Source organism: Porphyromonas sp. oral taxon 275, from assembly GCF_018127745.1.
Classification (GTDB): Bacteria; Bacteroidota; Bacteroidia; order Bacteroidales; family Porphyromonadaceae; genus Porphyromonas.
Window position 1 is genome coordinate 548839 of record NZ_CP072333.1, and the last position, 21434, is coordinate 570272.

Annotated in this window: 20 protein-coding genes and 2 pseudogenes; 5 read left to right on the top strand and 17 right to left on the bottom strand. The window is 47.5% G+C overall.

What is annotated here, in order from left to right:
- Positions 1-246: 246 nt before the first annotated feature.
- The 4 genes and pseudogenes from J4862_RS02140 to J4862_RS08885 all read left to right on the top strand — a co-directional run bounded on the left by J4862_RS02140 (position 247) and on the right by J4862_RS08885 (position 3602).
- A complete protein-coding gene (locus tag J4862_RS02140; protein ID WP_211789103.1) occupies positions 247-645 on the top strand; it encodes a hypothetical protein in 399 nt (132 codons plus the stop codon).
- Positions 646-650: 5 nt separating this feature from the next.
- Positions 651-1073, top strand: a complete 423-nt coding sequence (locus J4862_RS02145; RefSeq protein WP_211789104.1) for a PcfK-like family protein — start codon at positions 651-653, stop codon at positions 1071-1073.
- A 2-nt stretch (positions 1074-1075) separates the two neighbouring features.
- On the top strand, positions 1076-2344 hold the full coding sequence (locus tag J4862_RS02150; protein ID WP_211789105.1) for a PcfJ domain-containing protein: 1269 nt from the start codon (positions 1076-1078) through the stop codon (positions 2342-2344).
- A gap of 170 nt (positions 2345-2514) precedes the next feature.
- Positions 2515-3602: pseudogene (locus tag J4862_RS08885) on the top strand (IS5 family transposase).
- Positions 3603-3990: 388 nt separating this feature from the next.
- On the opposite strand, the gene drt3b reads toward J4862_RS08885, so the two are convergent.
- The 10 genes and pseudogenes from drt3b to J4862_RS02220 form a co-directional block, all read right to left on the bottom strand.
- The gene (gene drt3b / locus J4862_RS02165) at positions 3991-6168 is read right to left on the bottom strand and encodes an antiviral reverse transcriptase Drt3b (RefSeq protein WP_211789108.1); all 2178 of its coding nucleotides are present in this window, start codon (positions 6166-6168) and stop codon (positions 3991-3993) included.
- A complete protein-coding gene (gene drt3a / locus J4862_RS02170; protein ID WP_211789109.1) occupies positions 6159-7619 on the bottom strand; it encodes an antiviral reverse transcriptase Drt3a in 1461 nt (486 codons plus the stop codon). Before drt3a ends, drt3b begins: the two co-directional genes overlap by 10 nt.
- Positions 7620-7695: 76 nt before the next feature.
- Positions 7696-8298 (bottom strand): annotated as a pseudogene (locus J4862_RS08890) (ISAs1 family transposase).
- Between the two features lie 271 nt (positions 8299-8569).
- Positions 8570-8893, bottom strand: a complete 324-nt coding sequence (locus tag J4862_RS02185; RefSeq protein WP_211789111.1) for a hypothetical protein — start codon at positions 8891-8893, stop codon at positions 8570-8572.
- Between the two features lie 199 nt (positions 8894-9092).
- Complete coding sequence (locus J4862_RS02190) at positions 9093-9464, bottom strand: hypothetical protein (RefSeq protein WP_211789112.1); 372 nt, start codon at positions 9462-9464, stop codon at positions 9093-9095.
- Between the two features lie 835 nt (positions 9465-10299).
- The gene (locus J4862_RS02195; RefSeq protein ID WP_211789113.1) at positions 10300-10818 is read right to left on the bottom strand and encodes a DUF4303 domain-containing protein; all 519 of its coding nucleotides are present in this window, start codon (positions 10816-10818) and stop codon (positions 10300-10302) included.
- 190 nt (positions 10819-11008) lie between these two features.
- Positions 11009-11563 (bottom strand): hypothetical protein, encoded by a 555-nt coding sequence (locus tag J4862_RS02200; RefSeq protein ID WP_211789114.1) that lies wholly within the window; start codon positions 11561-11563, stop codon positions 11009-11011.
- 110 nt (positions 11564-11673) lie between these two features.
- The gene (locus tag J4862_RS02205) at positions 11674-12249 is read right to left on the bottom strand and encodes a DUF6707 family protein (RefSeq protein ID WP_211789115.1); all 576 of its coding nucleotides are present in this window, start codon (positions 12247-12249) and stop codon (positions 11674-11676) included.
- Between the two features lie 423 nt (positions 12250-12672).
- Positions 12673-13176 (bottom strand): Imm26 family immunity protein, encoded by a 504-nt coding sequence (locus J4862_RS02215; protein WP_211789117.1) that lies wholly within the window; start codon positions 13174-13176, stop codon positions 12673-12675.
- Between the two features lie 25 nt (positions 13177-13201).
- A complete protein-coding gene (locus J4862_RS02220; RefSeq protein WP_249107436.1) occupies positions 13202-13387 on the bottom strand; it encodes an RHS repeat-associated core domain-containing protein in 186 nt (61 codons plus the stop codon).
- Positions 13388-13820: 433 nt separating this feature from the next.
- On the opposite strand from J4862_RS02220, the gene J4862_RS02225 reads away from it, so the two are divergent.
- Entirely contained in the window at positions 13821-14306 is a 486-nt protein-coding gene (locus J4862_RS02225) for a histidinol phosphate phosphatase (RefSeq protein ID WP_211789118.1), read from the top strand.
- Between the two features lie 96 nt (positions 14307-14402).
- On the opposite strand, the gene J4862_RS02230 is transcribed toward J4862_RS02225, so the two are convergent.
- From J4862_RS02230 to J4862_RS02260, 7 genes are all read right to left on the bottom strand, one after another.
- The gene (locus J4862_RS02230; RefSeq protein WP_211789119.1) at positions 14403-15092 is read right to left on the bottom strand and encodes a hypothetical protein; all 690 of its coding nucleotides are present in this window, start codon (positions 15090-15092) and stop codon (positions 14403-14405) included.
- 3 nt (positions 15093-15095) lie between these two features.
- Positions 15096-15776: a hypothetical protein gene (locus J4862_RS02235; protein ID WP_211789120.1), complete on the bottom strand. Its 681-nt coding sequence runs from the start codon at positions 15774-15776 to the stop codon at positions 15096-15098.
- 780 nt (positions 15777-16556) lie between these two features.
- Entirely contained in the window at positions 16557-17099 is a 543-nt protein-coding gene (locus tag J4862_RS02240) for an isochorismatase family protein (RefSeq protein WP_211789121.1), read from the bottom strand.
- A gap of 136 nt (positions 17100-17235) precedes the next feature.
- Positions 17236-18429 carry a saccharopine dehydrogenase family protein gene (locus tag J4862_RS02245; RefSeq protein WP_211789122.1) on the bottom strand — a complete coding sequence of 398 codons (1194 nt, stop codon included), beginning with the start codon at positions 18427-18429 and terminating at the stop codon, positions 17236-17238.
- Between the two features lie 130 nt (positions 18430-18559).
- Entirely contained in the window at positions 18560-19186 is a 627-nt protein-coding gene (locus J4862_RS02250) for a fumarylacetoacetate hydrolase family protein (RefSeq protein WP_211789123.1), read from the bottom strand.
- Entirely contained in the window at positions 19183-19857 is a 675-nt protein-coding gene (locus tag J4862_RS02255) for a redox-sensing transcriptional repressor Rex (RefSeq protein ID WP_211789124.1), read from the bottom strand. The genes J4862_RS02250 and J4862_RS02255 overlap by 4 nt, the downstream gene beginning before the upstream one ends.
- The gene (locus J4862_RS02260; RefSeq protein WP_211789125.1) at positions 19847-21382 is read right to left on the bottom strand and encodes a lipopolysaccharide biosynthesis protein; all 1536 of its coding nucleotides are present in this window, start codon (positions 21380-21382) and stop codon (positions 19847-19849) included. Before J4862_RS02260 ends, J4862_RS02255 begins: the two co-directional genes overlap by 11 nt.
- Between the last annotated feature and the right edge of the window lie 52 nt (positions 21383-21434).

The window sequence follows — 21434 nt, forward strand, 5'->3', positions numbered from 1 at the left end:
TGTTTCTTTTCCCTCGCAAAGGTAGGACGGGGCTGGGGCTACCCCAAGGTCGGTGCCTGCGGTTGTCAGGAAAATCTCCACACTTCCGCCTCAAGGGCTCCAGGTCGTATTTTCCCTCCAAACCTTGTGTCCGCCATCGCCCCGCTACCTCTGTCTTGCTCGAAAAAGGAATCAGCATACTCCGATCGTTGGACGCATAAAAAAAATGTCACTATGGATAAGCAGAATGTACATACCACAGCTCCGATGAAAAGAAAAGGAGATAGCTCCTCCTCCCATTACCGCATAAACTCGGGACTTGAGGAGTGTGCGTGTGCCGTAGCGACTAAGTTCGTGCAGTGGGAGGTGCAACCCTTGGAAACCCTCTGGGCCTGTGAAGCCGACCTCCTGCGTGTGAAGCTCAATCGTGGCGAAGCGATGAGTCGTGAGGAAAAGGATTGGCTATGCGAAGCCATGAATAGCAACACCTACTTCCGCACCGCTGTCCCCGTGATGGGCTACCGCTTTGACTTCTTCGATGTGCTGGAAAAGTACTTGCTCAGGCAATACGGACAATGGGCTGAATACTATGCCTCTGACCGCCCCAGCCTATGTAAGCACCTTCATGGACGTATCAAGCAGATTGTAGAAACCCCTAAATACTAAGGACAATGAACGGAACAGAACAATTCACTCGTACCATAGCCGAGTACCTCAACCTACGAGCAGCTACAGACCCTCTGTTTGCTCCTAACTTGGCAAAGCCCCACAAGAACATCGAGGACTGCATCACCTATATCTTAAAGCAGGTACAACAGAGTGGTTGCAACGGCTTTGAGGACGATGAGATCTACTCCATGGCGGTACACTACTATGATGAGGACGATCTTGAAGTGGGTAGCCCTGTCGCCTGCCATGTGGTCGTCAATCATACCCTAGTCCTTACCGAGGAAGAGAAAGCCGAAGCCCGCAAGCAGGCGATACAGCAGTATCAAGCCCAGGAGCTACGCAGGTTGCAAGAGCCGAAGCGAGTAAAATCCAAGACAAGCACCGAGAGTGAGCAAGTACCCGAACCTTCTCTATTTGATATGTAGCTATGAAACCGAGAAACAAGTTTGAGCAAGCTGTCCTCACTCAAAGCAAGTACCTCCGTCTCATAACGAAGGCACAGACGCAGTGGGCATTCCGTGAGTGCATTGACCACTATGCCTATCGTCTACCCAAGGGCAACACTACTTGCATGGATTGTGGTCATTCGTGGCAAATAATTGAGCCTACAGAGCATTGCACCTGCCCCCAGTGTGGGGCAGGCTTAGAGGTCATAACGACAAGGGCGAGGAAGTTAAAGCAACGGCAGTATTTCACAGTGCTGACCACTTCGGGAGGGTATCAAGTCTTGCGTATGTTCTTGCTTATTTCGGGTATGGAGAAAGGCTACCAAGCCACCTCCTCCGTCATGGAGATTGGCCAGTATTGGTGGGATGAGCGTGGCAGGCAGTCGATTGTCGCCGTACAGCGAACGATGGGGCATTATATAGATAGTTTTGCCTACTATTCGCCTATGGCTATTCGTCGGGACAACGAAGCCTACCGCTTCGTCGCCCGTTGTCCTTTATGCCCTAAGGTTAAGCTAAGCGACACATTAAAGAGAAACGGCTTTGAAGGCAAGTGCTATGACATCGCTCCTACGAGCCTTATCCCTGCCCTCCTCACAGACAGCCGAGCCGAGACCCTGATGAAAGCTGGACGTACCGAGCATTTAGCTTACTTTCTCAGCCGTCCAAGGAATTGGGATGCCTATTGGCCAGCCTACAAAATCACACTTCGCAGGGGCTACGACATCATGGACATCGCCCTTTGGTGCGATTATGTGGATATGCTCCGTAGATTAGGTAAGGACACGCACAACGCCCACTACGTTTGCCCCGAGGATCTACAGCAAGCCCACGACGAGGTACACCGAAAGTTGCGGGCCCGGGAAGAGCGAGAACAAGAAGAGCACAAACGACAGAAGGCGCAGGAGGATGAAGCACGATTCCAAAAACTCAAAGCCCCATTCTTTGGCGTTGCCTTCACTGATGGTAGCATCCAAATCCGAGTGCTGGAGAGCGTGCAGGAGTATATTGAGGAAGGACAAGCTCTACACCATTGCGTATTCACTAATGAGTATCACCTCAAGGAAAAGAGCCTTATTCTATCGGCTCGCATTGAGGGCAAACGGATAGAGACCATCGAGGTATCGCTTGAAACAATGGAAGTCCTTCAGTGCCGTGGCTTGATGAATCAAAATACCGAGTATCATGAGCAGATTATCAATTTAGTTTATAGTAACATCTCGTTCGTCGCTCAGCATATGAGGGCATAAGGCAAGAAATTTATGAAAGAACAAGTATATGCAGTGAGGGCATGATACATCTTTTGAGAGAGGTCAAGATATATCAAGTGGAGACCATTGCACGGTATTCAAAGGTGTACAGGGTTGTGATTGCTTCATATATCACTGATATTTAGTATCTTCATAACCAGAACAGTCATATAGCTATGCCTACCAAACAAACCGAATCCGCTCCGAGCTTCCTGCAAGTTTACACGCAGGTGCGTCGCGACCGCATGAAGCACTCGTTCCTTCGACAGATCAGCGCTTGCGTTGACTGGCGAGGTATTCGCACACTACTCAACAAGAAGTATACAAAGACCCAGAACGCCATAGGCAATCCAGCCTATGATGCTTTGATGATGTTCAAGATCCTACTGCTTCAGACCTGGTATGGCCTGAGTGATTACGAAGTTGAAGAACGAATCAACGACTCCCTCCTCTTCAGCAAATTCCTCCTCTTGGACATGGGCCTTCCAGCTCCAGACCCCAGCACCATCTGTCGCTTTCGTGCTGAACTGACACGCTTGGGGATTATGGACAAGCTCCTTCGCGAGCTGAAAAAACAGTTCAAGAAGCACGGGATTAGCCGTATTGACCAAGGGGCTATCGTGGATGTGAGCATTGTGGATAGCTCGCACGCTCCCGATGGAAGTATCCTTATCGAAGTGGCGGACGACCGAGAGGACTTGCACACCGAAGAAGAGCAAGCCGAAGAGCAGGCTTATCAGTATGAGCTGAAAAGTCGCAAGCCAGGGGTGGATACGGAAGCTCGTTGGGTGCGCAAAGGCAGGCACTATCGCTACGGGTACAAAAAGCACGTGCTGACCGATGGGAAGGGTTGGTGGAGAGCATAATTACCAGGCCAGCCAATTGTGCCGATACGGTGGTATTGCCCGAGCTGATCGAGAAGGCTGAGCTTACTCAGGGCGTTAGTGTCCTTGCCGATAAAGGTTATTGTAGCAAGAAGAACTCGGCTTGTCTCTTTGAGCACGGCTTGATTGATGGGATTATGCTTAAGGTGCAGAAGGGGATGAAGCTCACAGAGCGACAACGTGAGTTCAACAATCTTATCAGTAAGACGCGCTGTTTGATAGAGCGTACTTTCGGAAGCATACGAAGGTGGTTTTTGGGAGGGCGATGTCGCTACCGAGGGCTTGAGCGAACGCATACACAGAATGTCTTGGAAGCTATGGCATACAATCTGAAGCGTATGCCTGGGCTTCTTGTGCTCCAGAGCTCCAAATAGCCCGGAAAAGCCCCCTCTCGGAAGGATGATCCTTCCGAGAGGGGGCAAGGGGGAGAGACAGGCATCCCACTGCTCAGCCTAAAGATCCCGATTTTCGAGGCAAGAGGGTACGTGCAATGAAGGGCGGGCTTGCGCAATGGGCTCCTTTGGAAATGCCGTGCAATGCGCTCATACATAGAAATCGATCAGTATAGAAAAAGCTACCCCCAAGACTATTAGTCTTGGGAGGAGTTCGTTATTGAGAGGTTTATAAGTTTGAGAAAGGCAAGATTTCACATTCGGTACAACCCTAACCAACCATTTGGGAAAACGCAACTTCCTGCTTAGTTTCGGCTAGCTGAAGGTTATGTGTGTGAATGTATAGTTGGACCAACAGCTGTTACAGAAGCTACGAATATACCTCCTGTGAAATCTTTGCCTGTAATTCTTTATTCAAATTAAACATTGTCCAGCGAGTGAAAATGTACTTTTGTTTCTTCGCAAAGCGCATTATCATCTGCTGATCTTTTGGCTCAGTAATGCCCATCAATTTAAGAAGGCTTTGCTTGTATACATCATCTACAAAGGGACAAGTCATCATATCTGCGGTGAGAATAGTAAGTTCCGAACTGCGTTTACGTTCTGACTCTGCTATGAGCCTATACTTCTTCAAAATTTCATCTTTTAATGAATCCTTTAGTTTATCATAGCACTTATGATTCGAAAAGTAATACAATAAGATGATACATGCAAATAGCTCATACTGCAATTCACTCTTTTCAATGAAGGATTTGATAATTTCAGGTGCGAATAGATATGTGGAGCCTAATTCTTTGGCTAGTATTAATAGATAGAGACTTTCATGCAAGGTGTGCCGATGTGAATCAGTTGTAGCTAGTACTAGGGCTATTTCATCCTGAATCTTCTTAAAAAGAATATCCTTGCTTACCGTTTGAAATCTAACTTCTGGATTATCCATGAAATTACCATGTCGTTTTGCATAGATAATGATGGAGTTCATTATCTTCTGCAATTTCAATGTAGTGTTTATCTGTCTGTTACTATTGAACACGAAGAACGCCACATCAATCAGAGATACAAGATAACTTGTAAGCTTCCTTTGCACTCCTTGTGCCAGAAGCTCAACCTCCTCCTTATCGGTATCCTCTTTAGACATCAAGCGTTCATACTTCTTAAGCCCCATTTCATATCGATTGAGAAAAGCGTCAAGGCGTTGACTCATTTTCTCAAGCAGATAGTTTGCTATATCGCGATATTCAATTCCACATTCCCTTACTATTGCCTTTATTCGAGTATTTATGCTATTTGCAGGCAAGTATATATTGAATTTTCTGTATAGTATTTCCTTGTCTTTATCAGAACATAAATCTTCAGCATCCTCATCTTTCTCTGCCCCTAAATTTGATTCTACTTCTTCCCAAAGTGGGATTGAGAATATATCGCTGAACAAATCATCGATTCGATGTTTGGCTATTGTAATTTTTGTGACGAAAGGTCTTTCAAACTCTTCTGTTTTGGATGGACTAATTTGTAACTTGAACTCCTTCAGCCATTTTACTAAGCTTTCCAAGAAGAGATTTCTATCCTTTTCATCATTATAGAAGAGAAAATAGTCATCAACATACCGAAAACATTCATAGTTAGATTTCTGACAAAGCTTTTCTTCCAATAGTTCCTGCTCAACCTTTTGGTCTATATACTGAAGTATAATCTCTGCAAAGATTCTTGAAAATTCAGGACCTATAACAATACCATTTGTTTCACGAGCATTGACCGACTGCATTAGATTATCAAATGCATCACCGACCCATGATCCATGATATCCGGGCAAAACCTTTACCTTATCCGCACCCCCAGCTGTTGCCCAGCTTATTGTATGAGTATAAATACTGTCGAAACAGCTTTGAAGGTCAAACTTGGTGAGATACTTGAACTTCTTTTCAGCACGCTGATACCGATAGTCTTCGTAGAACTTGTATATACTTGAGTACTTCTCGTAACTAAAATAGGTTTTCAAGTTCTCATATTCATTGAAGAATAGCTCGACTTTGTCACTTTTCTGTCCTAACAACTTTTGATGGAGTCGATCTCTATAGTAAAAGTACTGTGCTATCTTGTGAGGCTTGCGAAGAGAGTATCTACTTTGGTTGCATAGATATAGTATGGAGTACTTATACTGATCATAAAATTCTACTACCTGCCATTGATTATATGGATGTATAATTGATAGCGTTCTGTTCTTATTTGGCTTGTGAGCTATATTGAAATGATAAGGATAGAATAGAGCATTTGGTCGATGTTGAAGAGTCCCGATTCCTTTCCCCTTTTCATAACACCCGAATAGCAATGCTGCAAAAGCCGATGCATCTTTTTCGCCAGTCCGCTTGTTTTGCTCTAATTGTATTTTCCCCCCATTGACTTCACCAACCCATAGATATTTTGCAAGAAATCTGTATAGATACCTATTGGAAAAGATAATAGGACATTCGTAGGGCAAAACATCGGAAAAGAGAACTCGCTCTTTGCTATAACTAAGCTTTATCTTCTTTCTCTTTCTTATACCCACGATGATTTTATAGTTCGTAGTCTCTGCTTCTTTATTTTGTAACGCTTGTGGGGATAATTGAATCCTTTTGTAAAAGACAGTAAAGCAAGCTTTCTTTTCAGTCTATCCTCTAGTACAGCCCTATCTGCAATTGCAATAGATGTCTTTGAAGAAAGACTCAGCCTACCTATGTTGCGACTCAATTGTCCATCCAAGTATGACAGATTTCTTTTATTATCCAATAGCTGATTGGAATAAAAGATGCCAACCTTAACTCCTTTCTTTGCGTTATACAGATTTATGTTGCATGTCAATACATGAAGTGCATCAAACAAATAGTGTGCTGCTACATCGAAACCTACTATATCAATCATGTTGTCAAAAGTAGTGAACGACTTATCTATTCTATTTGTAATACTTTTCAATTTGTCTTGGGAGAGCGAGAATACCAAACTATCTCTATTCTTATTGCCAATATGAATATTATATCCTAATAGATTGAAGTCTAAATCTATTGCATTAGCCGAATCATACATATAGCATTTTCCTAAGCCATCTGATGGTGTGTGTATTGTCAATCCCTTTTGAGAATAAATTTCCTTAAGCTCTTCAATATACCAATCTATTGATTTATGGTATTCATCTCTGATATCAGGGTGAATAACAAGCACCATATCGTCCACATATCTACCAAGAAATAAAACACCTGGCAAAAATCTCTTTATCACCTCATCTATCTTGGATAAATAGAATTCAGATAGTAGCGAACTGATAGCGCAACCTCGTGGAATACCAGTCTGTAAGGTCGGTACAAGTGGGCGTAGATTCTTGGCTTCAAACTCCTTTCGGATGAGTCCTCGCAAAAGGGATTTACTCTTTACATCAAGCAGATTGTTACCCTCCAAATACTCAAACAACTTATCATGTGGTATCGACTCGAAACAATGACGAACATCCGTTCGGATGATATAGTACCTGCTCTTATCCTCCCTCAGTAACATCTTTAATTGAGAAAGTATCTCGTCACGACTTGACATGGATATCTTAAACAGTTTCTTTACATTTTGGCAAAGGACTTGCATAGCAAAGAACTCTTCAGCTGTAGTCCCAATAGAATAAACTGGCTTCTCTGGATTTTCTGATGCATCTGGAGTGAGGGTGAAACGAAAACTACTTGATGAAATATTTAAAGACACTTCACTAAGATGTGCTTGTAACAGGGCTTTCTGCTCCTGAGCATTCTCCTTCATTGATTGCTTCAAGTTGACGATCTGGCTCGTTTCTACCTCCGTACGCTCTTTCTTTTTCTTTCTCAATAGCTCATTGAGTTCCTTCCTCATCTCACGATACTCCTGAGCTGCAACCAAATATTCAGGTGAAAGATACCTTTTCTGCATCTTTCCCTTCCTATTCACCGCATTGAATGCATCATTCAGCGATTCGCAGTTATATGAGAAACTATATTGGGACATCTCGTTAGAACCTATTTGGCTATAAAGGTATAAAATTATCCTCAGTAAAAAACGCTCTAGTATCAGGACCCCCGCATCAAAATCCGAGTACCAGCTTGAGGTAGTCGATGCGCAGGCTGCATTTCCAACGTCTGGCCTTAAGCGAGAGCGTGTCATGCTGCCTGCGAAGAATAGCCAAAGCAAACTTGCGGATGAGATTCAGATTGCGCGCCGAAAAGTTCTTTCGCGCCCGGAAAGCATCTTCCCGAAAGGTCACATCCAACTGCCAATGTAGGCAGTTCTCAATTCCCCAATGCTTCCTTATATAGTAGGCTATCTCCTTTGCAGAGGTCTCGTTGAAGTCCAAGCTTGAGATGTAGTAACGCGTTTCCTTCGTTGGTTGTGCACTGGGCTTGGTAACCTCATGTTCGACCCGTACCAAGCTACGTATCATCGGCCAGCGTCGAGCAACTTCATCGGTAAGATTGCCCTCTGCTGGGAGCACTTAGTAGCTCCTTTTGTCGATACGCCCATGCCCCTTCTCCTGCTCAAGGTATCGCTTGTGTGGCTGTCGCGTGGAGAAAGCATCGGTCGTGTCCTCGAAGAGATGGCGCTGATTTCCCTTGAGAGCGAGGACAAAATCTGCCTTCTTCTTGACCACCTGTTCGGCTATTTCCACCCGCGTACCCATGGCATCCATCGTAACGATGGCCTCTCATTCTTTAGCTGAACAAGAACAGGAGTGGTCTTGTCCTCAGCAATCTCGATGGAGAAGACGGAAGATATCGGTGCTGGCTGCTCGTGGAGGCAGGAGGAGAAGAGTACTATCAAGAGATCTGTTATTATTTGCCTAAGAAAAATACTTCCATATTTCATATTCACCGTCTTATTCCCAAAATATCATTATCATACTTAATCAGGTGTTGGATGCTGATTTAACAAATTACTACGCCCCGTTGATGTTGATCTAGTTATATATTTCTTTTTTTACAGACACGTATAACTTGTTTTTTCAACAAGTCTTGTGTTCTCTCTATCTTGCTAATGAGAGAATCACAGGTCTCTTCTGATACACCTCGTAAATACCCAGTATCATAGAAGGTTCTTACCAATTCAAAAAGCCAACGATCTACTAAATGGAATTGCTTTATATTTTTATGTTCGACAACTTGAATACTCTTCCTGAGCTCTTCTATTGGAGGCAATTTGAGTTTAGCATATAAAACCTCTTGTACTTCTAATAGAAGACAAAGAGCCTCTTGAATATTAAGCTTATCCGATATTTTTGAGTCCATATTACTATGTGTTTTATCTATCTATAACTACCTAAAATCAGGGAGCTCTTTATCCGTATATACTCATGGATACGCTCTCGGAGCTGTTGAGTGATACGATCTATACGTATGAGCTAATCGTACGCTCCAACCTGAGGTCGTCTACCCGAAGCTTCTCCAGATTCTCCGCTGTGATGGGGAGCAGTATACCTTACCACTTCTATGGGGAGGTACTGTTGTGATAATACTCTCGTTGAAAATCTCGCCAGTCTCGCATCAGTTCGTAAACCTCTTCGATAGGTATAACCGCTTCTATACGATCGTCTTCATAAACATTTTTTACAACAGCCTTCTCTCGGTCACATTCAATCATATAAACCTCAAAGCCAAATCCTTCATAAAAGTCGACTTCTCCATTTAGAACTGCTTCAATCTCTCCGACAATCTCTTCAACGTAGTCTAAAGACAGATGATGGATTTCAGCCTGAAAGAAGCTTCCGTATTTCTTAGAGTCTTCTATAACAACTGAAGGATAGTTGTTTTCTCTACCATCTCTATCTACATAGGTTGTTTTTTTGAAAGAATAATGCATAATTACTCCGTTGTTATTGGATAATACGAACTTATCTCACCCTCCTCATAAAAGAAGTTGATTGTAACTTTCCCATCCTTAGACTTACCTGTATAGGTATTTAGTGAGAAAATCCTGAATTGCTAGGATATGGCATGGATACAAAAACGTTTTACCATAATCGTCAATTCGGCATCCAAATAAGGGGTAAAGACACTCTTCTGAAAGCAAAAAGACTTCCTTGTCTGATAAGAAAAACAATTCATGTTTCCCTTGCCTATCTTCTATGGGGTGCACAGAAACAGCCATACTATGAGGTTCTAAATTGTTCTTCGGGGAATGAAGCTACAATCTTATTCTTGACAGGATCGACCATCACTCGTAGCCTTTCTTCCCCTTTAGTACCTATTCTTCGTCCAAAATCCTTTTCATAGACGACTCTGCCATCGGGCTACATCGTCTTTCTGTCAGGTTGTTTAATGGTACGTTCTTCTAACTTTTTGTAGTTCTTGTCCTTCCCAATGCGTTCTGTAGATGTTTTAGGCGGATGTGTCCATAGATATCTAGCACACAGTCCCACACCTTGTTCCCTCGGCTATCACAAAGACTTGCGTTGGTGTGCCAAGATGGTCTTGTACAATACTGTAGCAATCCTTTTCGGTAAACTTCGCCACAGGCGTATGACTTTGGCCATCATACATCCATGTTGTAACATTCGTTAGTGGCTCAGGACTGCTGTAGCTACCGACCATACTTGTCCTTCCTCCGAACAGGTTTAGTCCAACTTTGATAGTTCCACTCATGGAGCAAAACATTACTATCCCAAGCATAGCGATAGCGTATAAATTCTATATACTTATTGCATATCGCTTAACCAATCTTTTAGAATTTCTGAGCTGGGATTTAATCTTATAGCTCTTGATATATCTGCTTCTTCCATGGGCATTGATTCGACATTTATATACACTTGCTTTCGAGTTTCTCCCTGACCAAAAAAAAACTCTTCATCTAGATTCTTCATCGCCCGTTCATAAGCAAGCATTCTATCTTGCCATTCTTTATCCCACTCTTCATCACTTAATTCGTCAATTGATGGTCGCAGACTCAAATGGTGTTGCACAGGCAAAAAGAATTCTTCCCCAAAAGCGTAGTAGGGAGAATCTGCGTAAGACCACATAAGCTCGCTCCGAAGATGTTCAGCTTCTTGTTTTGTGCACTCCCTGTTCAATGCTTCCCAGGACCAAGCTGATATAGTAGGAGCATATCCCTCACCTGTAACGAGGAGAACACAGTAGTAAAAATGCTCTTTGTTACCAAATAATTCACTAAAGGCTAATCTTGTGCAAGCTTGTACAATAGAAACCAATTCATCCATTCTATTATAGTGTTTATTTTATCTTCTTCAATACATTTTTCCCTATATTCCGCAATTCTTTTCTTATCGCAGGTCTTCTCGGCTTATGTGTAATTAAAGAGTCTACTGCGCCATGTGAGAACACACACTTCTCCTGATATGACCCAATCTTTCCCGTGATTTCATCGAACTTTTTACAGGAAGTGAAAATCTATGATCCGCTTCTCTCATCTATTGGAATGTTACCACACTCAAGCGACGCACAAAACCTCTGCCTGCACTGACGGAGTAACTCCTCGATTTTCTGGCTGGGAAAAGGTTCATCCCCTCTTATAACCAACATCACAATCAGCTCATGAGTTAAGCCTATAATTTGCGACTGATATTTATCATCTTTCCTAATTGGCTCTTCTAATACAGAAGCATCCAACTCCTCTCCTCTTAAAACACGCTGGAAGACTCGCATGTTGACAGCTTTTCCTGCACGTAACACTTCCCATACACGATCTTGTACCCTATCAAGTTCAATCATCCCAGCATGTCCTTTAAGACACATCACACCTCTAATCCATGCCCATGTCAGGTAATCAATAAAGGGATATTCCTCTACTGGATATGATAGATACTTTTGGAGTAGGGTATCATCTAACAGGTACAAGGAAAAGGCATAGAAGCAATAAACCTCCATACTGTCTGGCGAAGAAGGATCTATCCCCGATTCTATGAATTCTTTTGCCTCCTTCACAAATTCTTTTCTTCTGTTCATAAGCTTAGAGTCTTACTTGTAAGATATTTAATCGATCACTTCACACAAGAATCCTCATCAAGTTACCATAGATGCTCTACCATACAAGTGCTGATCGTGCCACTGTTAAGTTACACTATCCCAAAGGACGCTTGAAACTTAATCTTGCATTCCTCTAATAGTTCGTGAGCTCGAGCAACAGGGAAAGCTTCGCTTCCTCCCAGTTCAGCAATTCGGACTATGTCCATTGCAAGTATCACCAAATCAAAAACATTAGACCATTTAGTTTTAGCATTGAATATCGAATTCAAGGTATCCAAATCTAAATGCTCTCCTTTTAGAGTACGAAGAAAAACAGACCGATTTACCTTTTGTGAAAGTTCGTCTCCTGAATTTAGTGCTTCTTCAACACGTTCTTTCCCCTTGGTTCTTGTACACTTACCACACCTTACCTTGAGCAACAATAAAGGCTCTATAAACTCCCAAGAATTGAAGTCTATAAAGGGAAGTGATTCAATAGGTTTTTCTAAGAACTGCCATAGGACTGGACTATTAAGCAAGTAGGAACAGAATGAGAAATGAGCAAAAAGCTCTATTTCTTCCGTATCGTCCAAGGAGGGGAATTTTTCCACTTCCCGAATGAATCCACTCGCCTGCTCTTGAAACCATACAAACTCTCTATGCTTATACAAAGCTACTGCATTCATATTTAATCTATTATCTTAAATGAAACTCCTGTATCTTTTGATTTTCCTTTTAACGCGTGCATAATAGCAGCACCAGCCCCTCTATTGTCAGAGGGAGATATGTACCGAACACTTGCACCTTTCCCACCTTCCTTAAACATCACCATGGGCCATTCATCACGATCAAAGCCTTTTTTTTGTTGCTATGTCCTTAAGAGATTCAGCTCGGCGATTACTCCAACTCTGGGAGCACTATAGTCGTCACAGACCACTGAAGAAAGCAGGTGGATTCCCCCATAACAAATCATCATCAGCATGAAAGTAAGCGCTGCTCCCAATATATTCAGATCTTATCCAAGATTTCATCAGACGTTTTTACAAAGAAGCTCCCGATAAGGGATTAGAGCTCTCCTAACCAGCTCTGGAGCTTTCCACAAGGAAGGTTCAGAAGGATATGCCCTCATCGGTCAAGGCTTTAATTATTCGCTTTTCAAGATGAGGGGCTAGCCAATAGATCCATTCTTCATATGGTTCAATGGCCTCATCGGGAATTCGCCCCAGACTATGCCCCCCCCTCCATAGGAAATAGTGCCCTTCTGCTCCCGACACTAATGTTATATCAGAATACATAGAGTCTTGTTCCTTATTATAGTTCTCTTGCTTACCTATTCTTCTCCATCTCCCTTTTCTAATAGGTAAGGGTGTAATAATTACAGGAGGAAATAAACGCATAGACTCAACCACTTCTTCAATAGATATATCTAAAGTCCCTACTTTGTTGAATATTTCTACTAAAATCCCCCTCGAGCCTAGGTCTTCTATTATACGACAGTAAGCAAACTTTTTGTCGTCGCCTCTTAAATCCTTTAGAGATACTCGTGTCGTAAAGTGAATATCTGTCAGGAATAGAGGGATAGCATATACCTCACCAGGAATCACGTTCTTCATTATTCTACTTTATTATATTGATGACTCAATCATAGATTACTATAGATGCAGATTCAGCATACCCATACAAAGAAACTCCACCCTCTAATCTTATCGGATCCTCCGAGATATATCTTCTACCCAGCTCGGGGTCGTAGTAGCGGCATCGATTGTACGTCAGTCCCGTCTCCCCATCATAGTCCTGCCCTTGGAAGAGGGAGGCTATCGACACATCACCCTCGGGATTCAGCGCTGCCTTGCCTATATGCTGCTCTTTGTCTCGTGTTACTTTATTCTACTTCTTCCTTGAGTGGTTGTTGCTTCGTCGTCCAGCTTCTTGGCTCAAAGCTACAGGTTTTTCGCGACAGAATGATCGCCACTCTGTCGGTAAGGCTTAGGGACTTGGCAAGCAGTCTCAGTAAGCCATTCGAGCAAGATCACTAAGCCCTTCGAGCGAGGTCTCTAAGCCGGATTCGGGAAATACCTTATGAATCGACAAAAAGTGGCTAATCTTTTCGGAAAAAGTGGCTAAACTTTTGCGCAAAAGATTAGCCACTTTTTCTAGGAAGATTACTAACTTTGTCCTCGAAGCATCTAATACCTCATCGCAAAGTCCCTCCTCCTTCCTTGAGGTTCACCTGAGGGAACTAAATCTTAATCATGTCATGGCCAACAAACCATTGCAATTCGTAGTCGTCGAGCGCAAGCTCAATGTCGGCAAAAACGCAGGAAAACTCGTCCAGATCGCCAAGCCGACGGGCCGACATCGCATCGACTTCCGCAACTTCTGCGAGCGTGTCGCCAAGTCCACGACCTTCAACCGCCAGGAGGTCGAGGCCGTCCTGAACTACGCCACCGAGATCGCCAAGGACATCGTCGCCAATGGCGATATCGTCGAATTCGGGGATCTCGGCACGCTGATGCCTTCGTTCAAGAGCAAAGCCGTCGAGCAGGGCACCAAGTTCAACGCCAACGTCCACATCGAAAAGCCCGTGGTGCTGCTCCAGCCCTCCAAGAAGTACTTCACGCTCACGGGTGTCAGCTACGAGCAGACCGAGGCCAAACCCACCAAAGCGGCCAAGCCCGCCAAGCCCAAAGCAAGCGAACCCGCGCCTAAATCCAAGGACGAGTCCCACAACAGCGGGCTATAAGGGCTTCGTCCTCCCCTGAAAAGACTTCGCCCCGAGCAGCCGTCTGTGGCCGCTCGGGGCGAAGTCTTTTCAGGGGAGGTGGAGGTTTTTATAGGCCTAGATATTGTACTTGGGCTCGATCGTTGGGAGCACCTCGGCCTTTAGCTTCTCGTAGTAGGGAAGCCACTCATTATTTGTCCCATCATAAAGATACTTCTCGCAGAACCTAACTTTGCTCTCGAAGTTCGACTCTGGATCATTACAGAGCTTGGCAATGATTAGACCTCGGAAGAAAGCATCCAAGGTCCAGTCGAGGATGCCCTGTTTGCCATTTTGCCAAGATAGCCCTTGACTTAAGAGTTCATCCATACGCTTGAGAACATTCGGCAAGTAGGAGTAGTGCTGTACGAAGTCCGCTCCTTCGCCATTGATATAGCCGAGGTACCAATCGCAGAACTCTTCCACTTCCTCTTCCGTATCAATCGCCACTAAATGGTACTTCCGGATGAAGCTGTGGTGACTTACCGTGCTCGTCAGTATTGTCCCTCGATGCATATCCCATGGGAAGGGGTAGTGCTCATCTGCGACCCGCTGCAATAGGAGTTCTACTTCATCATGAGTTATTCTTGCACGGTGAAAATCTATAAAGCTGTACTTCTTCTGAAAGCCAAGTGACCAAGTGACGGTTATCCCATCTTGATGCAGATAGTACCACATGCCATCAGCTTTTCTCGTCTTATAGCCCTTCGCCTTCAGGACGGGGTCGATACGCTCTAGGGTGAGCCTTTGTCTCTCTGCTCTTTCCATTGCCTACAGATTGTACTTGGGTTCGATGGTTGGGAGCACCTCGGCCTTTAGCTTCTCGTAGTAGGGAAGCCACTCGTTATTTGTCCCATCGTAAAAGCGCTCGTCGCACCAAGCTATCTTCTTCTCAAAGTTTGGGTCATTGCACAGTTTCGAGATGATTAGCCCTCGAAACCTTGCATCCAAAGTCCCTGAGAGTATTCCCTTGTCAGGGTATTGCCAAGTTAACCCAGCTTCGACCAATTCATCCATGCGCTTGAGGACATTCGGCAAGTAGGAGTAATGCCGCACGAAGTCCGCTCCTTCGCCATTGATATAGCCAAGATACCAGTTACAGTAATCCTCTATCTGTTCCTCGGTATCCATATCTGCCGTTTGATACTCATCAACGAACGTGCTGTGACTTATTGTTGGGGTTAGTATTGTCCCTCTATGTGTCTGCCAAGGGAAGGGATAGTTCTCATCTGCAACCCTCTGTAGTATCAGTTCTACCTCGTCATGGGTAACCATAGCTTCTCTTGAGTTGATCCACCCCAAGTTGAGGAAGACAATCGCCCATGCGGTAGTTATCCCATCTTGGGATAGATAGTATCGTATTCCATCGGCTATCCGAGCCTTGTATCCTCTCGGCTTCAGAACCGCATCGATGCGCTCTAAGGTGAGCCTTTGTCTCTCTGCTCTTTCCATCTTATTTGATTCTATTGATTGTTATGTGCGCTGTCTATCCTTTGGGCAGCGACCAAATCGAAGTTTCTGTTTCCTGCTGATGCGAAGATAGGGAAAGTTCCTTAAAAGGTATTGGCTTACAGGCTATGTGACGATGCTTAATGGCTTCGTCTATGATGCCTATTGGTCGGAAAAGATAGAGCGTGCCTTTGGGCTACTAGATCAGCTCCAGCCTAAGGAGCTGGGCCTAGCTTCTACGCTATCAGTGTACTCATTCTGCTGCTCCATCTGCTGCCGTTCTTATTCGTGAGGAGCAGATACCTTTATGCCTTCGGATGGGGAGCCGTGCGCTATCCTTTCTATGGTTTCTTCCCTGCCATTTGTCTTGTCCCTGCTTCCTTCTTGCTGATGCTTGGTGTCAGACTAAGCCAATATAGGGTGCTCTTTAGGGCGGCGTAGGCCTGAAGTCCTTGGGAGAATAGACTAAGCGGCCTTATGCTCCAGCTGCTTAGTTTGCTCCGAGGAGTGGGAGAACTCTTCACCCCTCACTCCTTCCTTAGACGCTTAATCGGCGTTCGAGGAAGCGCCTAGGGATGGTGAGCGCGATGACGGATATCAGTCGGCGAGTTCAGGGATGTCGGTCAAGGAGCCGAAGGGTATCCGTCAGCGTGCCGAGGGATATCCGTGAAAAAGCCCAGGCATATGCTAGACGATCGTCTAACATATGCCTGGGCTTCTGTCTTGGTTTACGGGGAGGGGCTGCTTAGTCCCCTTGGCTGGTAGATGGAGGGGCTTGACCTCTTACTTCTGCTGCCTGGAGGTAGAGGGGCAGAGCGGCTCGGGGGTGCCTATCCAGGCGATGCCCTCATCTAGGGGATGGATCTCCGTCATCGAGAGCTGACGGCGGATATCCTGGATCGAGCTCTTGACGCAGTAGTCGCCAGCCAAGCCCGCGACATCAATGCGGCTCGCTGCGATGAGGAGCTCTGGGATGGTGTCGGCGAAGGCACTATAGGAGTCACGATGCTGTGACATCGCCTTGGGGATATAGAGCAGTGGGATGCGGTGGCTGCACTTGATTCGCCCCAGGACTTCGGCTAGGGGTGGATAGATCGCTGCGCCGTAGGTGTAGCGGACGCAGTGCGGGGGCCATGGGCCGCCCATTCGATCGAAGCTGCAATGGTCAGCTGGGTGCTGGTCCATAGTCACGACGATGGCGTCGTAGTCCTGCTCGTGCTGCTCGATCCAGTGGGTCAGGAAGTCCATGGCCTCCGTAGCGCCAGGGACAGCGAGGCTGCCGCTGATGAAGTCGATCTGCGGATCGATGATAAGGAGTACGTTCATGTGTCTTTGAGGCTGTAGTTAGGATGAAGTCTCCCCATAGGGAGTAGGGTATAGGAGGAGTGATATAAGCACACAGGCGGTAGTCCCCTCAGCGAGGGAACGACCGCCTGCATGCTTGGCTAATTGTCTGTGTACATCAGAGCTCGAGGTCGAGGTCGAACTGCTCGTGCCAAGGCAAGCCCTGCGTCATGAGCTGCTCCATGAAGGGATCTGGATCGAATTCCTCGACGTTGTAGACCCCAGGCTTGCGCCACAGTCCCTTGAAGAACATCAGAGCACCGATGGTCGCTGGTACGCCCGTCGTGTAGCTGACGCCCTGAGCGCCCGTCTCCTGATAGGCGGCCTGATGGCTGCAGTTGTTCCACACGTAGTAGGTCTTCTCCTTGCCATCCTTGATCCCGCGGATGCGGCAGCCGATGGAGGTCTCACCCGTATAGTTCTCGCCGAGCTCACCGGGGTTGGGGAGGATGGCCTTGAGGAACTGGATGGGGACGATCTCTACGCCGTTGTAGAGGACGGGGTCGATGCGCGTGATCCCGATGTTCTGCATGACGCGCAGGTGCGTCAGGTACTCCTGCCCGAAGGTCATCCAGAAGCGTGCACGCTTGATCGTGGGGTAGTTCTTGACGAGCGACTCGAGCTCCTCGTGGTAGAGGAGATAGGACTCACGTACGCCGATGTTGGGGTAGGTCAGCGGCTTGTGGATCTCCTGGGGCTCGGTCTCGCGCCACTGGCCATCCTCGTAGTACTTACCCTTCTGCGTGATCTCACGGATGTTGATCTCGGGGTTGAAGTTGGTGGCGAAGGCCTTGTGGTGGTCGCCCCCGTTGCAGTCTACGATATCCAGGTAATGGATCTCGTCGAAGTGATGCTTGGCAGCGTAGGCCGTGAAGACCCCCGTCACCCCTGGGTCGAAGCCACAGCCGAGGATGGCCGTCAGCCCTGCTTCCTCGAAGCGCTGCTTGTAGGCCCACTGCCAGCTGTATTCGAACTTAGCCTCGTCCAGCGGCTCATAGTTGGCCGTGTCGAGGTAATTGACGCCAGCCTCTAGGCAAGCGTCCATGATATGGAGGTCCTGGTAGGGCAGGGCTACGTTGATGACGAGCTCAGGCTTGAAGGACTTCATCAGCGCCACCAGCTCGGGGACGTTGTCGGCGTCCACAGCTGCGGTCTGTATCTTGACGTTCTTGATCTCGGAGGCGATCTTGTCGCACTTGCTCTTGGTGCGACTAGCGAGCATGATCTCGGTGAAGACATCACTGTTCTGCGCCACCTTCTTGGCTACTACCGTGCCGACACCGCCGGCACCGATAATGAGCACTCTTCCCATAGGCTAGGTCTTAAAAGTCTATATGATTACTGAATGTTGCACTGTGACGTAGCCCAAGAGCGGTCTCCCTTTACCCATAACCATGGGGCTAAGGCGCTCTAGACTACGGCGCAAAGATACGAAAAGTGCACTACTTGATCGCGAGCTCCAGCACGCGCTCCTCCCCGAGGTAGCCCTCGAGGTGATCCCCGATGGCTACGGGGCCTGTGCCCACAGGGGTGCCGGTGAAGATGAGGTCGCCCATGCGCAGCGTCTGGTAGCGACTGATGTAGGCGATCAGCTTGTCTATGCTGTGGATCATGCAGCTGGAGTCGGAGCGCTGCACCTCGAGGCCGTTGTGCCTTAGGGCAAAGGGGATGGGGTGCTCGGGATAGCCAAGCGTATCCTTGTCAATCCAGTGCCCGACGACCGCGGAGCCGTCGAAGACCTTCGCGCTAAGCCAAGGCTTCCCCTCCGCGATGGCTGCTCGCTGCAGATCGCGTGCGGTGAAGTCGATACCTAAGGTGATGTGCTGGTAGTAGCGGTGGGCGAAGCGCTCGGCGATGCACTTGCCCACGCGGCAGATCTGTACCACGAGCTCAGCCTCGTAGTCGATCCTAGAGCCCATGTCGGGCAGGAAGAAGGGCATGCCCTGCTTGAGTAGCGCATCGCCCTTGTGGAAGAAGAGGGGCTCGGGCTGATGAGGGAGACCTATCCCTAGGTCTGTTGCCTCGGCCGTGTGCTCCCGATAGTTGAAGCCTACACCTAGGATTTTCATGCCTCACCTTGTCCCTGGCGCTCGCCAGCAGCCTTCATCCGGGTGAACATGAGAGCGAGGTGTGCGTACATGGAGGTGTTCTGTACGACGACGTCAGCTGGCGCCTGGATGCGGAAGGGGGTGAAGTTCCAGATCGCCTTGATGCCCGCTCGCACGAGGCGGTCGGTCATGAGCTGCGCCTGCAGGATGGGGACGGTGAGGATGGCAATCTTGATCTCCTCGGCCTGGATGCGTGAGGCCAGCTCGTCGATGTGATGGACGGGGACGCCTGCGACCTCTGTCCCAATGAGCTCCTGGGCGACGTCGAAGCCTGCCCGCACCTCGAGCCCGAACTGATTGAGTCCCTTGTCCGCAAGCAGTCCAGAGCCGAGACTCCCCACGCCGATGAGGAAGGCTCGGTGGCGCTGGGTGAAGCCTAGGAATTCCTCGAGGTACTCGATAAGGGCCGTCGTCTCATAGCCGACACGTGTACGGCCCTGGAGCTTGACATAGGAGAGGTCCTTGGCGACGAGCGCTGCATCAACGCCGACCCCAGAGGCGATGCGAGGGGAGGATACGTAGCGATGCCCCTCGGTCTGGAGGAGCTTGACGAAGGATAGGTACCAGGGGAGGCGCCTCAGGGTGGGCTCGGGGATGGATCCTATCTTTTCTTTGCTTTCTTTAGTCTTCATTGGGCGTGCTTGTGGAAGCCTTGCTAGGACGCTTGAGGATATGATGGTAGGCGTAGTCCCAGATGTAGAGTAGATCCTCGCGAGAGAAGAGCCACAGGAGCGCGACGTAGCTCGCGGCCATGGTCACTCCGCCTAGAGCCAGACGCCAGAAGGGTGCCCAGCCCGCCATGAGGAACGTGTCGAGGAGCCAGACTAGAGCTCCAGAGACTAGCCCCAGGAGGAAGAGCGGGAAGAGCTCGCCGAGCTGCTCGCGCAGCGGGAAGTGAAGGAGCTGCCCCGAGTAGCGTGTATTGATGAAGAGATTGAAGACCTGTGCTACTGCTAGGGCCCAAACGAGACCATAAATTCCGCCAAACCATAGCCCGGCTAGCATAGCTCCGAATTCAACTACTTTACGGATGATGTCTAGCTTGAGGTGGAGATCACTGCGCCCCTTCACTTGGACTACGTTGATGTTGTAGTTGTTGATCGGTCGTAGGATACCGTTAACGCATAGAACCTGGAAGAATGGGGCTGCGTCTAGCCACTTCTCTCCGAAGAGAAATAGGTAGAGGGGTTTACCCAGGACGATCAAGGCCAGCATTACCGGAGTAGATAGCTGGAAGAGGAGCCGCTGAGCACGGCGGTACCCAGACTTGAGACGCTCAATATCATCCTGTATCCGTACAAATATCGGGGCTGTCACCTGATTGATTGGATCGGCGATGATCCCTACAGGTACTGCTTCGAAGGTCTTTGCCTGATTGAAGAGGCCTAGCTCCCGTTGGCTAAAGAAGCGTCCAATCAAGATGGTGGATACCTTGTCGTAGGCTACAGTCAGTACTTGGGCTGTTGCCATACGAGACCCGAAGGCAAAATGCTTCTTGAAGTGCGGTACGCTGAACATTAATTTGGGGCGCCACCAAGAGGCGTACCAGTTGAAGACCATGAAGGTGAAGGCACGTGAAAGCTCCTGCGCCACCAAGGACCAGGGGCCGTAGCCTAGATTCGCCATGGTGCAGCCTACAATCCCACCAACGAGGGTCGAACTAGCGCTTGACCAGGTCTGGACCCGGAAGTTCATGGCACGCCATATTAGGATCCATTGTATGGTCCCTAAAGCTCCGAGAATGAGGCTGAGCGACTGAACGCGCATCAGTGGAACAAGGTTCGGGGCATGGAAAAAGTCGGCAATCCAGGGGGCGGCAACGAAGATGATGAGGTAGCAGATACCACTCATCGCGAGGTTGAAGTAGAAGACGCTATTGATATCGCGCTCATCGACCTCAGGGCTGCGTGCCAGTGAGGCTCCGAAGCCGCCATCCGATAGGACGCGCGCTATGTCGGTCAAGATCGCCACGGCTGCCAAGGCTCCGAAGTCCTCTGGGGTCAGGAAGCGAGCCAGGAGCAGCATGACCGTGAAGCTAATGATACGCCCCAAGCCCTGCTGCAGTACGGCCCAGCCGAATCCTGAGACCGACTTGCGCTTCAAGGCCTCAGTGTCGTAGAGGACCTCTTTAAGTTCTTCTTCTTTATTGCTTGCCATGTAAGCCTATATATTAGGATGCGAGGGCACGAAGCAGAGCCGATCGCTGTGA